This is a genomic window from Roseimaritima multifibrata (assembly GCF_007741495.1).
GTDB classification, from domain to species: Bacteria; Planctomycetota; Planctomycetia; order Pirellulales; family Pirellulaceae; genus Roseimaritima; species Roseimaritima multifibrata.
The window spans coordinates 3,291,733-3,309,700 of sequence record NZ_CP036262.1 but is presented as its reverse complement, the minus strand read 5'-3'; the positions used below and the strand labels follow the sequence as shown (position 1 = coordinate 3,309,700).

Sequence of the window (17,968 nt, the reverse complement as noted above, 5' to 3'; positions counted from 1 at the left end):
AGGTTCCAAGACGGATGAAACGTCCCTTTCAAAATCGTCGACAATTTGTGCAATCTGCGGTCTCCGGATCGATATTGTTTCCCGGTATCATGCAGCAGTTGATGGCCGAGGAAGCTGGTCCGCTTGCGCCTCGCGAGCCTCATTTTCCCGCGAAGGCGAAGCGGGTGATTTTCCTTTTCATGACCGGAGGCGTGTCGCACGTCGATTCCTTCGATCCGAAGCCGGAACTCGTTCGCAGTCACGGCAAAGAGATCAAAGCCGACCATCCCGAAATCAAGGGGCGAGCCGGCTATGAACGGATTTATTTGAAACGCCCCCAGTGGGAATTTTCGCCACGCGGGGAATGTGGCACGGAGGTGAGCGACCTGTTTCCTCACATCGCATCGTGTGTGGATGACATCGCGTTGATTCGTTCGATGCATACGTCGCACTCGAACCACTACAACGCCACACTCGGGATGCATACGGGGTCTTTCACACAGTCGCGTCCCAGCCTCGGATCATGGACAACATATGGCTTGGGATCCCTGAATCAAAACCTACCCGGATTCGTGGTTATCGCACCGAAACAGACGTATGCCGGCACACAGGTCTACGCCAGCGACTTCCTGCCCGGTGCGCATCAGGGGACCCTTGTCGTTCCTGGCGCAGACCCGGTGGCTAATGTTGCACCGCGGATTCCGGCCGATCGCCAGCAACTGGAACTCGCCGCCCTCCGCGAGGCCAACGAAGCCCACCTTGCCACTCGCGATGCGGACCCATTGTTGGCCGCACGATTGCGGACCTTCGAAACCGCTTTCGGGATGCAGATGGCCGTCCCGGATGCGTTCGACCTGAAACAAGAAAGCGATGAAACACTGGCGACTTACGGTTTACAGCGAGGCCAAACGTCCGGGTTTGGCTGGCAGTGCCTCGCCGCTCGGCGTTTGGTCGAACGGGGCGTACGCTTTGTGGAACTGATCGATACCGGTTCGTCAGGAAACTGGGATGCGCACGGCGACATGATGACTCACGTCCCTCTGGCCCAAAACGTCGATCAACCCATCGCCGCGTTGCTGAAGGATTTGAAACGCCGCGGTCTGTTGGACGATACGCTAGTCGTCTGGACCACGGAATTCGGCCGCACTCCCTTCAACAATACGGCGGAAGCGAAAGGTCGTGAACATCACCCATGGGCCTTCAGTTCGTGGCTAGCTGGTGCTGGCGTCAAATCGGGTGTCGTTCACGGAGCCACCGACGACATCGGGCTCCGCGCGGTCGACAAACCGGTCCACGTTCATGACCTCCATGCCACGATCCTGCACCTGATGGGATTCGATCATGAAAAACTGACCTACCGGCACGCCGGGCGTGACTACCGGCTCACGGATGTGGAAGGAAAGATCGTAAAGGACATCCTGGCGTGATTATGATGAAGTTACCAACCGCGCAGGCATCATCCGCCTCTGCAACGCAGTCGCTTCATTTTCTTTCTTCCGAAATCTCAATGAAACCATGTTTTCTCCATTTGCAATCGCTTGAATCGAGCAAAAACCGGGTGCATTCCGATTCCACCAACCAGAACGGCATTCACAGTGAGGCTTCACGTCGCCAAAGACGAACGCCGCTGGACGGTTGCACATTTTTGCTGACCGGCGTCATGGGAGCGGATGTGGACGGATTCTAGCCCTTAAACCGCCGCCAACGTTCGCAATGCCGAACAATTGTTCTACAATATCGCCCCTTGTTCATTATCCGCAGCCTTTACCGCGGTGAACCACAACTGCACCGGCGATACTGCGATTTTGATGTCCAAGACGCCGTGCGACCAATGCCTGCGGAAAAGCTAACTGATTTTTCAGTCAACACTGGGGTACGTATGACGTGTAAAAAATCCAAATTTTCAATTAGGAAGCGATAAATCGAGCTTTTTTGAAGAAAAGCGGAATTGGGGGGTAACCTTTCCCGCCCTGCTGCCATATCCCAATGAGATGAGCATTAACTCCATACCCGATGATCGAAAAGTCGCAGTTGCACTGCAGCCTGTTTCGCATGGTGAAACGGCTGTTTTCAGGGTATTGCTGCGCCAAGATAAGCGATCATTTGGAAGTGAGTTCGCACAGGACTGCATGGATGCAAGCCTTAAAATAGAAGGAGTGCCCTCATGATTAACGAAGATCGTTTCGCCGATCTATGGACGGATTACCTAGAGGGTGAGCTTGACGAGAATGGGCTTGAGGAACTTCACCAATTGCTTTCCTCTGACGAAGGCTTCGTTCCGCGCGCCGCTGACTTATTGCAAACGCATCGGCTACTTGGACTGATTGCGGCGGAGTCCCCTTCGCGACAAGATGCATTCGTTCGCCAGACGTTAGCCCAGTTACCGGAAAGCCAGGGTGAATTCGTCAGCCAGGTGATGTCGCAGGTCGACACTCAAGATGCGACTTTGCAGTCCTCACAGCAGGAGAAGCGAAGGAATTACTTTACTGTCTCTCAGCCTGCTTGGATTTTGGCCGCGTTGATTCTTGTCGCTGTCACACTGTTCGCATTTCGACTGAAGGGCCAGGTTGCGGTTGTTGAATCGCAGCCACTCGGTAATGCCATCGCAGAGCGACAAGTTCACCTTGCCAGTAGTTCGCATGCGAAATTTTTCGGCGAACTTTCTCCGCCTGTGGGTGAAGTGCTCCCGCCGCAGCGTGAGTACGTACTCATGAGCGGTCTTGTTGAGATTTTGTTTCCTACGGGGGCTTCGGCGATCCTTGAAGGACCAGCGGTATTTCACGTTTCATCAAACGAGAGTTTGGTATTGGATGTCGGTCGCTGCTCGGTGCACGCACCCGAGGGAGCCGAAGGCTTTCTTGTGGAAACGCCGGTGACCCGCGTGGTCGATCGAGGGACCCGGTTTTCCGTGAACGTCGGCGAAACAAGTGAAACGGAAGTGCAAGTAATCGAAGGGGCGGCAGATATCTATAACGTTCAACGAACGGCAGACTCATCCGATGCCGACGATTCGGTGGAACGGTTAGCCGGCGGGGAAGCCAAAAGGTTTGTGACAGCAGGGGCCTACGCGAATGAGAAGGTCCCGTTTGAAGCGAATTCCTACCGACGCCAATTGCCTGACCGCGTTGTTTCTTATGAGACAACCCTTGGACCGGACGGAGGTGCTGAAAACTTGATCAGCGTGACCGTTCAACGTGGCGGCAAAGTAACTCAGCTTCCCGTTGATTCCCTAATTCCTGCTCGGATCACCTCGTTCAAAGCGACCAAGGCTAGACCGTTCCTTTGTGGCGGGGTCACCCTCCCATCGCAGCGACTTAAGTCTCTTGTGGACAACAGCCTGGTTACGGGCGTGATCAATCCTGCTGGGAGCGTCGACCCACTGACCACCGATCCGGTCTTGGAAGGGGATGCGGGAACGCCTGGAATGGCAATTCGATTCGACCGCCCGGTCGTCAATGGTCCCGGAGCGGATGTGATTCTTTTCGATTTACAAACATTCGGAACCCCTCTTGATGGTGATCCGTTCCACGTCAGCCCGCTTAAGTTCCGCGACGGGCTGAAGTCGTACACGATTCGAAAATACGACCTGACAATGGAATCCACCGAAACAAAAGTATTGACGGGTTTCCATGTTCACTTTTTTGCGGAAACGGCGAGATCGCTCGAGGATCTCGATTCATTGAAGACTTCATCGCAACAACAAAGCAACAAATTTCGCGGCCTAGCCGTCGGGATTGATCTCTCGGACCTGGGATATGCGAGCGGTGAGGTCGCCGAAGGACTATTTATTCAGGACGCTCTTGACGATGGTCATTATGTCGACCCTGTTTTCATCGCTGGCCTGCCAGAGGAAGAATTAGAATGAAAATTGCCGGACAACACCTCACTCAAGTGGCTGGTAACCTAGCCCATGACCGTGGGAATGTTCTCAAACGATCCTCTCGCCTCGGCTTGGATTGGCTATCGTCGTCAATCCTTCCTGTCGTTCTAACGATAACGTCGCTGCTTGCTTGCGGACTTCCTGCCATCGCTGAAGAACCAACTACAGCGGAACGGGACCAGTTCGAGCAACACGTTCGACCAATGCTGCTGACGAACTGCATCAAATGTCATGACGACAATAAACAAGAGGGTGGCCTTAACCTGACCACTCTGGAAGGTTTGCTGGAAGGAGGCGACTCCGGTCCTGCGGTCGTTCCCGGAAAGCCTGATGAAAGTTTGCTGCTTGAAGCCCTGCGTTATGAATCGTTCGAAATGCCTCCGAGTGGTCAACTAGAAGATTCACTTGTGGGCGGCATCGCAGCCTGGGTGGCTGCCGGAGCGGACTGGCCCAACGGTCTTCAACTGAAGAAAGTTGCGAAGATCGACCAAAAAGATCGCGACTGGTGGTGCTATCAACCTGTTGGAGATACCCCGGTTCCCGAAGTGGACGACAATGGCTGGTGTCGCAACGAAATCGACAACTTTATCTTCCAGCGTTTGGTCCAGAATGGCGTCAGCCCTGCTGCCGAAGCCAAGCCGAAAAAACTTGCTCGGCGAGTTCATTTTGCAATCACAGGATTGCCTCCCAACAATGAAACCGCTGCGATGCTGGAGAGCGAAGAGGGATGGTACGAATCGCTTGTCGATCAGCTTCTTGAAAGTTCCGCCTATGGTGAGAATCAGGCAAGATTCTGGCTGGACCTCGTCCGCTATGCCGATTCGGATGGATACAACGCGGACCATGCGCGTCCGGAAGCCCACCACTTCCGTGACTATGTGATCCGGTCATTTAACGAAGACAAACCCTACGACCGTTTTGTACTGGAACAACTTGCCGGCGACGAAGTCGACCCGGGAAACAGAGATGCCTTGATCGGCACGATGTACTTACGCCACTGGATTTACGAATACAACCAACGTGACGTCGAGGGTCAGTGGGCGCAAATTCTGAATGACGTTACCGAAACAACGTCCGATGTCTTCTTGGCTCAAGGCCTAAAATGTGCCCGCTGCCACGATCACAAGTTTGATCCTCTACTGCAGAAAGATTACTTCGCCCTCCGTTCTTTCTTTACACCTCTGCTACCACGCGAAGACCAACCGATTGCGGATATTTCCACTCGCACAAAGCATTACGAGCAACAGAAAATCTGGGAGGCAGCGACCGAAGACATCCGGCGACGCCTGCACGAAATCGAAACGCCCATGCTGCTGAAGAAAGCAGGTGGTCAGGGCTTCAAAATGTTCACCAAGGAAATTCAAGCTCTCGCGTCTAGTCGACGTGACGAGATCAGTCCTTACGAATACCAAATCGTGGCGTTGATGATGCGTCAACTGGTGTTGAAGCCTGATGAACTGCCGAAAGCGCTTGGTGAGGCCAAAGAAGCCGAGCGTCAACAACTATTGCAAGAGCTGGCGAAATTCGATGATTTGAAGCCAGAGCCTCTCCCGACGATCAAATTCGTCGCCAGCGATGTCGGCCCCGAAGCACCGCCAACTTTCATTCTCGATTCGCACGACACAACTCCAATCGAGCCTGCATTCCCTGTGGTCTTAGGGGACGAAACCCCTGAAATACAGCCTCCTGCTGAAGCGCTGCAATCGACGGGTCGGCGAACCGCGCTGGCAAACTGGATTGTCAGTAAAGAGAATCCGCTGACGGCTCGAGTCATGGTCAACCGCGTTTGGCAACAACACTTCGGACGTGGACTGGCGGAGAACACCAGTGATTTTGGTCGGCTGGGAACAGCGCCATCGCACCCTGAATTGCTCGATTGGCTCGCCAACCGATTCATGCAGGACGGCTGGAGCATGAAAAAATTGCACCGTCTAATTCTGACGTCCGCGACCTATCGACAATCGTCTGAACGTCAGATGGACGATCAACTAGCGGCGCTCGACCCGCAAAATATCCTTCTGTGGCGTCAGAATCCGCGACGTCTCTCGGGTGAAGAAATCCATGATTGCTTCCTCGCGGCCAGTGATGAAATGGGAACGGGAAAACGAGCGGTCTACAAAAGGGTTAAACGAAACGCCTTGGATCCATTGTTGGCTGTATTTGATTTTCCTGACCGCGTCGAAAGCCAAGGCAAACGGCACCGCACGACGACGTCGCCACAATCGCTGCTGATGATGAACAATCCGTGGCTGCACGATCGAGCGAGAAAACTAACCGCGAACGCCGGCTCTAGCAGCCTTGAATCGCTGGTGGAGGAAGCCTATCAGCGGCTCTATTTCCGCTCGCCCCGACCTGAAGAACTGGAGATAGCATCCGAGTTCATCAAGTCGTATGAAGCGGATGCAAAGATCCCGACACCACCGAATCGACTTGCCGCGATACCCAGTGGTGGTTCCGCGATCCAGCTAAGTCCCGACAAACCTACGTCTATCCAAGTCGGCCCGCTGAAGGAGTTGCATGATCCCGAAAGCGGTGGTGACTTTACAATTGAAGCGACCGTCATGCTGCAGTCACTGTACCCAGACGCTTCCGTGCGAACGATCGTCGCGGGCTGGACCGGCAATAATTCTCAGCCTGGCTGGTCGCTCGGAGTGACTTCCACCAAGAGTGGCTATAAGCCTCGCAACTTGATCTTGCAGCTGATCGGTTCACGAACGGATCCGAACGGCAAACCGGAATACGAAGTCGTCGCTTCGAACCTGCGGCTTGAATTGAACAAGCCTTATTCCGTCGCGGTGTCCATCGATTTGGACAACCCTGCCAAGGAAGGCATCACGTTCTATCTGAAGGATCTGTCGAAACCAGATGCCAAACCAGAAGTTGCTCAAGTCGCTCACCAAGCACGCTGGAATGTGCAATCCAAGCAGGCGATTGAAATTGGTGGTCGCGGCAAACATCATCTTTGGGATGGGTTGATTCAAAATGTTCGTCTTCAACAGCGAGCATTAAACCAGGACGAATTGTTCGCCGATCAACCGGATACGTCTCAGTCGCTGTTTGATGTTGCATTTACAGACGTCAAGAATTTAGGTCAGGATCAATCGGGAAATCAGCATCATGCCATGGTGGCTGATAGCGAAGCGACGTCCGCTTCACCTGCGATGCAAGCACGCATTGCACTGATCCACGCACTCCTTTGCTCCAATGAGGTGATTTATGTCGATTGATCAAGAACGCCGCGATGTTGTCTCTCGTCGAGAGATGCTCTTAAAGGCTGGTGGAGGTTTCGGTGCGTTGGCCTTGGCGGGCATGTTGCAAAATGGCGAAGCAAACGCCGCGACATCGTCGCCAAAATCACCATTGTCTGCCAAGTTGACGCATCATCCTGGAAAAGCGAAGAGCGTAATCTTCCTGTTCATGGATGGGGGCCCAAGTCATCTGGACTTGTTCGATCCCAAACCCGCACTCGACAAATTGGCCGGGGAACCGATACCTGAAAGTTTTGGTCGCGTGATCACGGCGATGGGCGAATTCGATTCACCGATCATGGCGACAAAACGAAAATGGAAACAGCATGGAGAGGGTGGGCTGTGGATGTCCGATTGGCTGCCTCACACTGCAAAGATGGCCGACGAACTTGCCGTCATCCGCTCCTGTTGGACCAATGGTATTAACCATTCTGGCGGGATCTGCCAAATGAACACAGGAACTCAGTTCGCCGGACGACCATCGCTCGGCAGTTGGGTGACATATGGACTTGGTACCGAAAACGAAAACCTGCCTGCCTTCGTTGTGATGCAAGAAGGGAGTGGCCGTGTGATCAATGGGGCTCGAAACTGGGGTACCGGTTTCATGCCAGCGATCTATCAAGGGACCACGATGCAGCGAAAAGGGGCTCCGTTCGCAGACTTGGTACCTCCCAAGAATATCGCGACAGCGCAGCAGCGGAAAGAACTTGATTTGCTTTCGCGTCTGAACCGTGAGCACGCCGAATCACGGGAGGACAACTCGGATCTGGACGCCCGTATCCGCAGTTTTGAACTCGCATTCAAAATGCAGTCGCATGCTCCCGAAGCAGTCGACCTGTCGCAAGAATCCGCCGAGACGCACAAGTTGTACGGTATCGATGATAAGAAGACAGAAGGGTATGGACGCAACTTGTTAATGGCACGTCGACTGGTCGAACGTGGAGTGCGATTTGTCCAGTGTTACCACGGAGCGGGTAGCAAATGGGATGCTCACTCCAATATCGAAGGGAATCACTCGAAGATGTGCGGTGGCATGGATCTACCTGTTGCAGGACTCCTTCAGGACCTGAAGCAACGTGGTCTGCTGGATCAAACACTGGTCGTGTGGGGAGGCGAATTCGGTCGCACACCGATGAGCGAAAAAGGAAATGGACGCGACCACAATCCAACAGGTTTCACGATGTGGATGGCCGGCGGTGGAGTCCAAGGTGGGCAAGCCTACGGAACGACGGATGACCTGGGACTGCATGCAGTAGAAGATCGCCTGCATGTCCACGACATTCATTCCACCATCCTGCATTTGATGGGCGTCGACCATAAACAATTGGTTTATTCTCACAAAGGTCGCCCGGAACGGATCGATCAAAACGAGGGCCGCGCCTACAAGCAGATCGTCGCATCCTGACCTGATTCGCATTTTGCTGCGACATCGCGCCTTCACTGACAAATCGTTCAGACAAGGAAGGTGTCCGCAGCAGAAGACGCGCCGAACATCACAGCTTCTAAAACTTTTCCCCGGGAACGCTCCACAAGCTTACCCGGTTCAGTGGCCCGGTGATGCTCACTCAAACCGCGGGATATTCTGCTTTACAAAGTGACCGCCGCTGATGACTTGCTGCCAAGGCTGGCAATTCGGAAAAAGACTTGGATGATTTGGGCCCCATCCGCCTTACCGCCCACGGCATTCCCATCGCCGCTCTTTTGCGCGAACGACTTTTCGTTGTTCAGCCGCCCCAATTGCGTTTAGAATTATGTCTTCGCAAATTCACTCCATACCGAAGTCACTAGCAATCTCATGAACTCACTCAAATCAATTTTTCTGCTCAGTCTTCCACTTTTCGTCTGGGTACCGCAGTCGAATGCAGACGAGAAGAAGCCCTTCCATTTTGCACATCGCGGAGGAGCACATGAATTCGAGGAAAACACCTTCTTCGCTTTTAAGAGCAGCTACGAGAAAGGGATCCGAGGTTATGAATTGGACGTGCGAATGACAAGCGACGGGGAACTGGTCGTGTTGCATGATGATTCGCTAGATCGCACGCACCAAGGCAGTGGGCCCGTGGAACATCTGACCGCAGAAGAAGCCAAAAAAATCCGATCCAAAAAACAAAATGAACCGCTGTTGTTTTTAGATACCCTGCTGGACTACCTGAAGGATAAACCTGGCATGTATGTGGAATTCGAAATGAAGACCAGCAACAAAGATCTTTATTCCGATTCACGCATCCAAGATTACGTGGCAAAACTACACCAGGCTGTCACCGCCTTCGTTCCCGATGGTTCGACCTACATCTTCACCTCGTTTGATCAACGCCCGTTAAAAGCCATCAAACAGCTCGATCCCGAAGCAGACATCATGCTTATCAAGGGCGGCCCCCTGACTCCCGAACTGATGGAAGCGGCGAAGGCCATCGGATCCAAGCGAATCGCCGCTAAAATGGAAGGCACCACTCGCCTTGCCGTCCAACAAGCCCAGAAGCAGGGTTTCACTGTAACCGGCTGGCCGGGTCACAACCTTGGCGACTATTTCCTCGGGCTTGGCCTAGGCGTGGACGCCATTTGCACCGACGTCCCGGTACAGGTTCAAGAGTACATCGAAAGCAAGAAGTAAGGGAAAGGGTCCATTGAGTTACGCGTACTGTGCGGCCGTTGGTCGTCCGATCTCGTTCCGGAATGACTCAAATAGACACGTCTGATGTTCCTATTTGATGCATTGAAATCGGTGACCCGACGCGTGATTTTTGAAGTTGCGTCTTGATGGTGCGCCGGCCCGTTACGGGCTGGCGAAGAAACGCATTTCGATCGCGCATGTGGATAACTGCCAGTCGTGCGCCCGCCGGGGCGAACCCGGAAACGGAACTCTTCAAGTAGGATGCGGGCCCGAAGGGGCGACGCTATAAATCGTCACCTATAAAGTTCAGGTCCCGAGCGAAAGACGACCATCACTAAACCGGCAGCGGGTTATGGTTTCGAAAACGACACATCACGAAGGGGGAAGACCAGTATCGGAGTCGCGTTGACGCTCTTGCCGCGAGGAGCTCCAAATCGCAACCACAAATCCAACGAAAACGAACGCCAGCACCATTGAAAGCGGTCGACTGACGAGCCCGAGGGGGCTCCCTTCGGATGCGGTAAGCGATTGCACGAATCGCTCTTCGAGGGGACCTCCCAGAATGATCCCGAGAACGACAGGACCAAGCGGGAAACCTCGACGGGTTAGCAGAAACCCGATCAGTCCCATCATCAGCATCGTGATAACATCGAAGGAACTGCCGTTAAGCGCAAACGAACCCGTGATGCAAAACACGATGATCATCGGAAACAAAATCGCTCGGGGGATGCTTAAAATATTGCCGCTTAACCGTATCGCCAAAAAGCCAACGGGAATCAACATCAGATTCGCCAAAAAGAAGATCAGATAAATCGAAAAGACGAGAGAGCTTTGCTCGTCAAAGATTTGAGGACCGGGGGTCACATTTTTCATCATCAGCACCCCGATCACGATCGCGGTAATTGAATCCCCAGGAATCCCGAACACAAGCGTCGGAATCCAACTCCCCGCCAGAGCCGCATTGTTCGCCGTAGTCGCGTCACCGATGCTATGCAGAGCCTCTGTTTCAGTCTCGGTAAGATCCTTGCTGGAGGCGGCTCTTTTCGATGCGGCGAATGACACCCACGAGGCGATATCGGCGCCCGCGCCGGGAAGCATGCCAACGAGAATGCCAAGCAGGCTGGACCGCGCCGTGCCTGCCTTGTGGTGGCGGAAGCGATCGCCGAATTCACGAAACGTGGACGCAAGTACTGCAGTCCAACGGCGCCGCGGATGCGACGGATTGGTTGCGGACAGACTGCGAACGTCCCCTTTGGACAGGATCAGCAACACTTCGGACAGACCGAACAATCCGATCATTGCCGGAATGAAAGAGATCCCCTGATACAGTGACGGAATGCCGAAGGTGAAACGAGGTTCCATGTGCGCCGCACTGAGACCGATGGTGGAAAAGAACAGTCCTAGCAGCAGGCTCAAAAGGGCTTTACTCTTCGGACCATGGGCGACAAGCACCGCGCAGGCCAAGCCAACTAGGTAGAGCCAGAAATACTCCGTAACGGAAAACCAACTGGCGACCCGCGCCAACTGGCGGCCCACCAGCATCATCACGACCGCTCCCACAAGACCACCGAACGCGCTACACAGCAGCGTCAGCCCGAGGACACGCTCACTTTCTCCCCGCTTGGAAAACGCATACGCGTCGTCCGCATAGGCTGCCGATGCCGGAGTCCCCGGGATGCGGAGTAGAACCGTTGGCAGGTCCCCGGAGAAAATCGCGCATGCCACCATCGTGACAATCGCTGCCAGCGCCGCGACCGGATCCATCCAATAGGCGATGGGGACAAACAGGGCCACCGCCATCGTTGCCGTAAGCCCCGGAATCGCGCCGACGAAGATGCCGTAGACCGCCGACGCGAGGACGATCAACCAGATGTCCCAACGTCCGAGTACGTCGCTCAACGCTTGGAGAAACTCTTCGCTCATTTCCTGATCATTCCCAGGCAGAGCGCCCAGATTAAAAAGTCTATCGGCTTCATTTTACGACACAACGTTCGATCGTTCATGGATTCATCCCGCCCGGCATCACCAGCCGAGCCATCCCCAGGGCAGAGGGACGCCGAGAAACCCAGAGAAAATCTGGTAGAGCAGCGGCGGGGCGACCAGCGTCACCACGGCCGCAGTCCGGCGACCAGCCCGAAACGCGAACATCAAACCGAACAGCAGAATCCCCGTGGCGATTAAGTAACCCACAACCGGACTGAGCCATACAAAAGCCAGCACCCCGACAACGACCCAAATGATCGGTCCTTTCCTTGCGACGCCGCCTGAATCCGCAGACCCGATACTTTTGAATCCAGATACGACAACGAGCAGCGCCAGCACGCCTAATAGTCCGGGAAAAAACCATGCTCCGACAGCGGCACGATTTGCCTCGGCAAACACCGGGGTGCTTAACGTTTCGCCAAAACGACGATCCGTCGAATCCATCAATTCGGTGAAGACATCTGGCTCCGCAAGGCTGATATGAAAACCGGACTGTTGCATGAACCGCGTGAATTCATCGCTGCGTGAAACATTTCTTACAGCGGTCCGCATCGTTGCCAGGCGATCGGGGGGCACCCCTTTGGGATATAACAAGCCGCGCCAGCTTCCAAGACTCCAGTCGATCCCCTGTTCGGCGAACGTTGGTATCTCCGGTGACGCCGGCAAACGCTGTGGGGACATCACCCCCAGACAGCGGATTTCGCCGGCTTCCAGCAGTGGCTTTGCCTCCGGAAGCGAGCAGGATACCAAATCGATCCCTTCCGCCATCAGTTCCTGCAGTGACGGTGCCGCGCCATTGATCGAGATCCACGTGACCTTATCGGTTGGCAGGTCCCGCATTGCCAACCAGCCGATCATGGCGACATGCCAGATGCCTCCCGCCGCGGTACCCGACGCCTTCAGAGGACGCTGCGCCGCAGCGATCGATTGTTCCAGATCGGCCAGGGACATCCAGTTGGAATCTGCACGCACGAAAATCGCGGCGCTATCCTGATTCAGTAATCCAAGGGGTTCGAAATCGGCCGGTCGGACTGCACTAAGCCCGCGGTGATGCAGCATGTTCAGTTCGACCGTCCCAATGGTCAGGGTGTAGCCATCGGGACTCGCCACCGCACCACGGGTGTGCCCGGTCACGCCTCCGCCGCCGGTTGCATTAACCACGTTGACCGGCACACCAAGTTCCCCTTCCAGCAAAACCGCCACCTGACGCGCTAACCGGTCGGTTCCGCCACCTGCAGACCAGGGACAGATCAAGGTGACCGGCCGCGAGGGAAACTCTGCGTCGGAATGACATCCCGCGACTAGGCAGGCCAGCGCCGCGATCCAGAGCAACCGAAAAACAGCAGGGAGCATGCGTCTTTCCAACCGTGCATTCATCGCCATTGGTTACTTTCTAAAAAAGACGGGGACCGCCCATTTGCCGAATTCGATCGACTCCGATTTTTTGCATTGCTTTTGATAAAGGGTGCAATAATTTGCCGAACGATTGGGATCGAATAGGCGCGTCTCTGGCAACGCAACCTTTTCAAATCCTTGATCGAGCAATACTTGGCTTTGGCTGTCCCCGTTTCGACCGGGCTCTGGGCTTAAGAAATAGACCATCCCGGCACGCACGCAACGCACCGCCTTCTTTCCTTCCAACGGGACGCGAAGAAAGTCTGTGCCTTCGAGGGCCTTGGGGCGTTCCGCGATCGTGTAGCCTCGGTCCGTAAACAGCGTCGCGCCAACATCGAACGAATGGACAGCAACGTCGTCGATGGCGAGTGCGCCCGCCGGTTCAATCTTGAGTGCTTTGCCGTCTTTATGTTTCTTGACCGGAGACGGCGTTCCCTTCTTGCGTTCCAGCCCGCCGGACGCTTGGCTGACCAGTTGACGCAATTTCACCGAGTCCGTGACAGCTTTGCCGGCAGCGGCATCTTCTTCACGGAAACTGGCAAAGAGGATCTGCCGGTCGCTGGTGCGATTGTAATCGTAGATGATGTGGATAACGCCGTCGGCGTCCTGTTGTCCGTCCGGGTAAGAGACGCCTGCTCGTTCATCGAGCATCAGTCCGCCGGACCAAGTCTTGCCATCGTCCTTGGAAACAAAGGCCAGCAAATGCGAGCGGCCTGTTTTCTTGTCGATAGGGCCGTGTTTGACCAGCAGAAGATTGCCCGACGCGAGCCGCCGGATGAAAAAGCGAGCGCTGGGATGAGCGATCGTCGAGGGAGTCAGTTCAGGCCACGTTTTTCCCCGATCGGTGGAGACGCTCTCGCCGATTCCGTATTTCGTGCGGACAAGCAGCCAGATCGATTTGTCACGCCGCTCGATAAACATGTGTTCGTCGAACGCTCGAACGTTCTTAGGGACATTACAACCGCCCCGACGCGTCCATGTTTTGCCCTGATCGGCCGAGACAATCATCCGAGCGCTTTCATCGGTCGCGCGCCAGGTCGAAGCCGGCAATGCCCATTCGCCAGTCGACAGGACCAGTGGTTTGCACATCATGACACCGTCGGTAATCCGCTTCGGTTTGCCGAAGCGTGGTTGTGCTGCGTCGGGATCTTCGATTTCCAAAAACCAAACTCCGGCTATGTCTCCCAGGTGTCCCACCGCTTGCGCCCAGACGAGCCGTAATTTTCCATCCGGTGCAATCCACAATTCCGGATCATAGGCACGAACCGGCCCCGCTTCATCTGGATCGACCACAAGCACTTCCTTCCATGTGGCCCCGCCGTCCCCGCTGGTGCTAAGGACGACGTAGTTGTTCTGGTCCTCGCCTGGTGTCTTGCCGGCATACCACGTCGCCCAAAGCCGCCCGCCGTTTGAAACGGCGAGGCTTGGAATTCCCGCGAAGGCCCGATTCGTCACAGACTGCAACGCCTTGGCGGGACCGATGTACTGCGGCGGTTCCAGAAACGGCAAGTCCTCCGCCTTTAGATTTCCTGTCAAACAAATTGAGAGAAATAGTAAGAGCGGGATGATTCGATTTAGAAAAGGTTTCATTGAACTCATGTTGTTTGATCCTCGATGATTAAGACTTCATTTGCTGCAACAATTCAGCGGCCCCGTGGCCCAGAACAATCGTATCAACTCCTGCTACCAGCAGCGTAAAGCCGCGATCGCGATATGGAGCAATGGAGTCGCTGGTGACGCCAAAAATGCCGAGTTTCATATCGGCCGCCTGACAGACTTCGGTCACGCGGTCAATCGCCGCGACCACGTCTGGGTGATCGATCTGCCCCATCAGCCCCATACTTGCCGACAGATCGTAAGGCCCGACAAGGACGCCGTCGACGCCAGGAACCTTGACAATCGCTTCGATGTTTTCGACGGCCCGAATATCCTCGGCCTGCACGACTAAGGTTGTCGTGTCGTTGGCCGTGGCAACATACGGTTTCAGGTTCAGTCCGTAACCGCTGGCTCGCGCAATCCCCACCCCCCTCGCACCTAGCGGAGCATAACGACTGAGCTGGACAATCCGTTCGGCTTCCGAAGCCGTATTGACCTGAGGCACAATGATGCCGGCCGCCCCCAGATCGAGCGCCCGCTTGATTGGGATTTCATTCTGCGAAGGGACTCGCACCAAACAAGCGACACGGCGGCTGACCACCTGCAGAATCGTTTGCAATTCGGTGACTTCTAGCGGTCCGTGCTCTGCATCCACGAACAGCCAGTCAAATCCGGTATCCGCAAGAATTTCGGCAACAGCGCCGGACGGAATGCTCAGCAACGTCCCCAGCAAGCGTTCGCCGGAAAGAAACCGTTGTCGAAACGTAGCGGGCATAATGTCGTCTCTGGGTCGTATGGAAATCAATGCACAAAAAATCGCTGAGAATCATGATCAAAACAAATCGGACGATGACCCTCTGACCAGTGTCAAATTTACTAGTCCCACAAAGAGTTGATTGCCTCGACCGTCTGGTCAACCAGAGCTTGACCTCCTTTGGGGCCGACGGGACAACTTGGCGGGATGGCGCTGTAACTGCCCCCTTCGACCGCACGGACTGTCGGCAGATAGGTCCCTGATTGCTCACCGGTCAGCTGGATTACAAACGTCTGCACTGCCTTGCTGCGGGCCTTAATTTGCACGCCGTAATCGGTGTACAGTTCGAAGGGATTGGTGCAGATGGCGATGTCCCCCAGTCGGATGACGTGGAATTGTCGCTCGTACAAATCACCTTCTTTCTGCTCCTTGTACCGGTCGGTAACCTTCTTTTGCCAATTCATCCTGCGTTGGTTCGCTGGATCCTTGGAAAGACGATCGACCTCAGCTTGGGCCGCCGCGTTCTGGGCTTCGGTGACCATCCAAACCGGAAGTTTAAGCGTTCGCACCAGATGCACCATTTTGACGTCGGTGCGAATATCGTTCTGGGCAGCCGAGTTGGCTTCCTCCACTGCCACGTCCAGTCGTCGGGCGATCTCCTCTAGGCGAGTGAGGCCGCGCAGTTTGAGCATTCGCGTTTCGGCTGCCCGGTTGTACATCAGGTGTGGCGACTGGTCGCCGGCTGCGCCACACCAACCCAATACGTCAAGTTGCTGACCGTAGCGTTTCCGCAGCAATTCGCGGGTCTCGTGCCAGAAGTCGGCGTTGACTGCTCTTCGACCTTCGACTTCCTGGGAGGGACAGGCCACATCGACCGCCATCGCGAACGGCTTCTTTTCGGCGTCCCAAAAACTGAGGACGTCGATATCATGATCTTCGTATCCCTCGATGCCACGAAACTCGGGCTTGTTCGTTTTGCCGTACATCGCTGCCGAACCGTTGGCATAGACTGCGCGGCGATTGTGGGCCACAACAGCCTGCCCCAACCCCCAGCTGACACCGGCGGGTTTGCGCCCATTCCAAGCCTCCGCGACCGCGCCGCTTACCTGCTCCACAAGAAAGTCAACGTACTCCGCGGGCTGAATCACCCCTTCGGCAGGTAGCACATATTTGCCCTCGACCATCACCGGAGCGGTGTGCGTATGCGTCGCGTTAACGAACAGTTTCTGCACATCGACTTCGGGAAGCTTCGCAGCGACTGCGGTGCGGATCCGCGATTGCACGTCCTCACGGATGACCACCAAGTCGCAGGAAACCATGATAGCCGTCTCCAACGACTTATCACCGTCGCGTGATTCCAACACCAGGACGTTTGCTGTGCAGGGGCTTTCCACTTCCTTGGCCACCCGCGTATGAAACTGCCCCGATAGTGCAACGGGTTCGTCGGGCGTGATCGTGGTACGTGCAGCTCCAACGAGCAATTCAGCAGCATGCAAATCAACAGCGGGACCGCACCACAGCGCAGTTACGCAGGCGATCAATATGCCAGTACGAGCGAAAGCAGAAGAGATTAAGCGTGCAGCGAGTGAAAGCGTCTTCATTCAATGCGTCCGACGATTAAAAGGGAAAGGCGTTGCGGAACAAGTCCGTAATATCATACCTCGACGCGTGAGCAAAGGATCAAACGGGAATCCCTCGCGTACGGGGCGACAGTAAACAGGGGGCGCCGCTCGCACTTCCGAGCGGCGAAGCCCCACATTGTAAGACAATTGTCTGAACGGTTCCGCACCGCAAGCCAGCTCACACCATCAAGCAATTCGGAAAGTTGTTTTAAACGGATCGCTGGGGACGTGCGATTTATAAGTTGGCGGATTCCTAGCGGATCGCGGTGGTGTGGCAAGAGACCAGAATCCCAACCCACTCCGCAAGCTTTGAAGTTGCGCGTTTGAGTTGATTGCTGTGATCAGTCGCCCTGATTTCCGTACTCTTGCGGATGCCTCAAATCATTCGGCTATTCCAGCACTTTTTTAAGCTGCAAGCATCCAGAGTTCCGTTTCCCGGCTTGCCGCGGCGGACTCGCAATGGACAGCTACCGTATTGGGTGATCAAAAGGCTGACGGAGAAAGACGAAATAGCAAAGAGGCATGGGAGTAGTTGCCAGTTGTTGCCTCGCACCGAGACAAGCCCGGCGGAAGCAAAGTAACCAACCCCAAAACGCGCAACATCAAGATGCGCAAAGGAGAGCTAGCGGTCGGCTTTTTCGGTCACTCGCTTGCCGGCTTGTTGATTTAATCACAATCACAAAACAACATGCCGCTGCACAGTGAGTTAGGATTTCGGCGGCATGCGACCTCACTCGCACCTTTTTTTCACGTCCCATGCGAGATTCCAGGCAGCAATCGATTCACTTCCAGTGCCAAATATCCGTGCTGCTGGCGATCGGATTTTCGATTCCTTGCCATTTGAATTCGACCTTCGCGACAGCCCGATTGCTGCCGAGAATTGACTCTTGAAATGACAGA

The 17,968-nt window shown here is 55.0% G+C and carries 11 protein-coding genes; 6 read left to right on the top strand and 5 right to left on the bottom strand.

Annotated elements, in window-relative coordinates; genetic code table 11:
- Nucleotides 1-14 precede the first annotated feature (14 nt).
- The 6 genes from FF011L_RS12020 (at nt 15) to FF011L_RS11995 (ending at nt 9,718) form a co-directional block, all read left to right on the top strand.
- Nucleotides 15-1,406: a DUF1501 domain-containing protein gene (locus tag FF011L_RS12020; protein WP_145351897.1), complete on the top strand. Its 1,392-nt coding sequence runs from the start codon at nt 15-17 to the stop codon at nt 1,404-1,406.
- Between the two features lie 80 nt (nt 1,407-1,486).
- Nucleotides 1,487-1,666 carry a hypothetical protein gene (locus FF011L_RS12015; protein WP_145351896.1) on the top strand — a complete coding sequence of 60 codons (180 nt, stop codon included), beginning with the start codon at nt 1,487-1,489 and terminating at the stop codon, nt 1,664-1,666.
- 477 nt (nt 1,667-2,143) lie between these two features.
- Nucleotides 2,144-3,844, top strand: coding sequence for a FecR domain-containing protein (locus tag FF011L_RS12010; protein WP_145351895.1), 1,701 nt, complete (start codon nt 2,144-2,146; stop codon nt 3,842-3,844).
- The gene (locus FF011L_RS12005) at nt 3,841-7,086 is read left to right on the top strand and encodes a DUF1553 domain-containing protein (protein ID WP_145351894.1); all 3,246 of its coding nucleotides are present in this window, start codon (nt 3,841-3,843) and stop codon (nt 7,084-7,086) included. The genes FF011L_RS12010 and FF011L_RS12005 overlap by 4 nt, the downstream gene beginning before the upstream one ends.
- A complete protein-coding gene (locus tag FF011L_RS12000; protein WP_246109884.1) occupies nt 7,076-8,512 on the top strand; it encodes a DUF1501 domain-containing protein in 1,437 nt (478 codons plus the stop codon). The genes FF011L_RS12005 and FF011L_RS12000 overlap by 11 nt, the downstream gene beginning before the upstream one ends.
- Before the next feature lie 390 nt (nt 8,513-8,902).
- On the top strand, nt 8,903-9,718 hold the full coding sequence (locus FF011L_RS11995; RefSeq protein ID WP_145351893.1) for a glycerophosphodiester phosphodiesterase: 816 nt from the start codon (nt 8,903-8,905) through the stop codon (nt 9,716-9,718).
- A 372-nt stretch (nt 9,719-10,090) separates the two neighbouring features.
- On the opposite strand, the gene FF011L_RS11990 is transcribed toward FF011L_RS11995, so the two are convergent.
- From FF011L_RS11990 to FF011L_RS11970, 5 genes are all read right to left on the bottom strand, one after another.
- Nucleotides 10,091-11,641, bottom strand: a complete 1,551-nt coding sequence (locus tag FF011L_RS11990; RefSeq protein ID WP_145351892.1) for a tripartite tricarboxylate transporter permease — start codon at nt 11,639-11,641, stop codon at nt 10,091-10,093.
- 99 nt (nt 11,642-11,740) lie between these two features.
- Nucleotides 11,741-13,084, bottom strand: coding sequence for a tripartite tricarboxylate transporter substrate-binding protein (locus FF011L_RS11985; RefSeq protein WP_145351891.1), 1,344 nt, complete (start codon nt 13,082-13,084; stop codon nt 11,741-11,743).
- A 3-nt stretch (nt 13,085-13,087) separates the two neighbouring features.
- Nucleotides 13,088-14,695: a sialidase family protein gene (locus FF011L_RS11980; protein WP_246109883.1), complete on the bottom strand. Its 1,608-nt coding sequence runs from the start codon at nt 14,693-14,695 to the stop codon at nt 13,088-13,090.
- Nucleotides 14,696-14,714: 19 nt separating this feature from the next.
- A complete protein-coding gene (locus tag FF011L_RS11975) occupies nt 14,715-15,467 on the bottom strand; it encodes an HpcH/HpaI aldolase family protein (protein WP_145351890.1) in 753 nt (250 codons plus the stop codon).
- 101 nt (nt 15,468-15,568) lie between these two features.
- The gene (locus FF011L_RS11970) at nt 15,569-17,047 is read right to left on the bottom strand and encodes a hypothetical protein (protein ID WP_145351889.1); all 1,479 of its coding nucleotides are present in this window, start codon (nt 17,045-17,047) and stop codon (nt 15,569-15,571) included.
- Between the last annotated feature and the right edge of the window lie 921 nt (nt 17,048-17,968).

What these genes read in the sequence shown, in the direction of transcription:
- FF011L_RS12005 (WP_145351894.1), top strand. Translation starts at nt 3,841, where the DNA reads ATGAAAATTGCCGGACAACACCTCACTCAAGTGGCTGGTAACCTAGCC.
- FF011L_RS11985 (WP_145351891.1), bottom strand. Translation starts at nt 13,084, where the DNA reads ATGGCGATGAATGCACGGTTGGAAAGACGCATGCTCCCTGCTGTTTTT.
- FF011L_RS11970 (WP_145351889.1), bottom strand. Translation starts at nt 17,047, where the DNA reads ATGAAGACGCTTTCACTCGCTGCACGCTTAATCTCTTCTGCTTTCGCT.
- FF011L_RS11980 (WP_246109883.1), bottom strand. Translation starts at nt 14,695, where the DNA reads ATGAGTTCAATGAAACCTTTTCTAAATCGAATCATCCCGCTCTTACTA.
- FF011L_RS11975 (WP_145351890.1), bottom strand. Translation starts at nt 15,467, where the DNA reads ATGCCCGCTACGTTTCGACAACGGTTTCTTTCCGGCGAACGCTTGCTG.
- FF011L_RS11995 (WP_145351893.1), top strand. Translation starts at nt 8,903, where the DNA reads ATGAACTCACTCAAATCAATTTTTCTGCTCAGTCTTCCACTTTTCGTC.
- FF011L_RS12010 (WP_145351895.1), top strand. Translation starts at nt 2,144, where the DNA reads ATGATTAACGAAGATCGTTTCGCCGATCTATGGACGGATTACCTAGAG.
- FF011L_RS12015 (WP_145351896.1), top strand. Translation starts at nt 1,487, where the DNA reads ATGAAACCATGTTTTCTCCATTTGCAATCGCTTGAATCGAGCAAAAAC.
- FF011L_RS11990 (WP_145351892.1), bottom strand. Translation starts at nt 11,641, where the DNA reads ATGAGCGAAGAGTTTCTCCAAGCGTTGAGCGACGTACTCGGACGTTGG.
- FF011L_RS12000 (WP_246109884.1), top strand. Translation starts at nt 7,076, where the DNA reads ATGTCGATTGATCAAGAACGCCGCGATGTTGTCTCTCGTCGAGAGATG.
- FF011L_RS12020 (WP_145351897.1), top strand. Translation starts at nt 15, where the DNA reads ATGAAACGTCCCTTTCAAAATCGTCGACAATTTGTGCAATCTGCGGTC.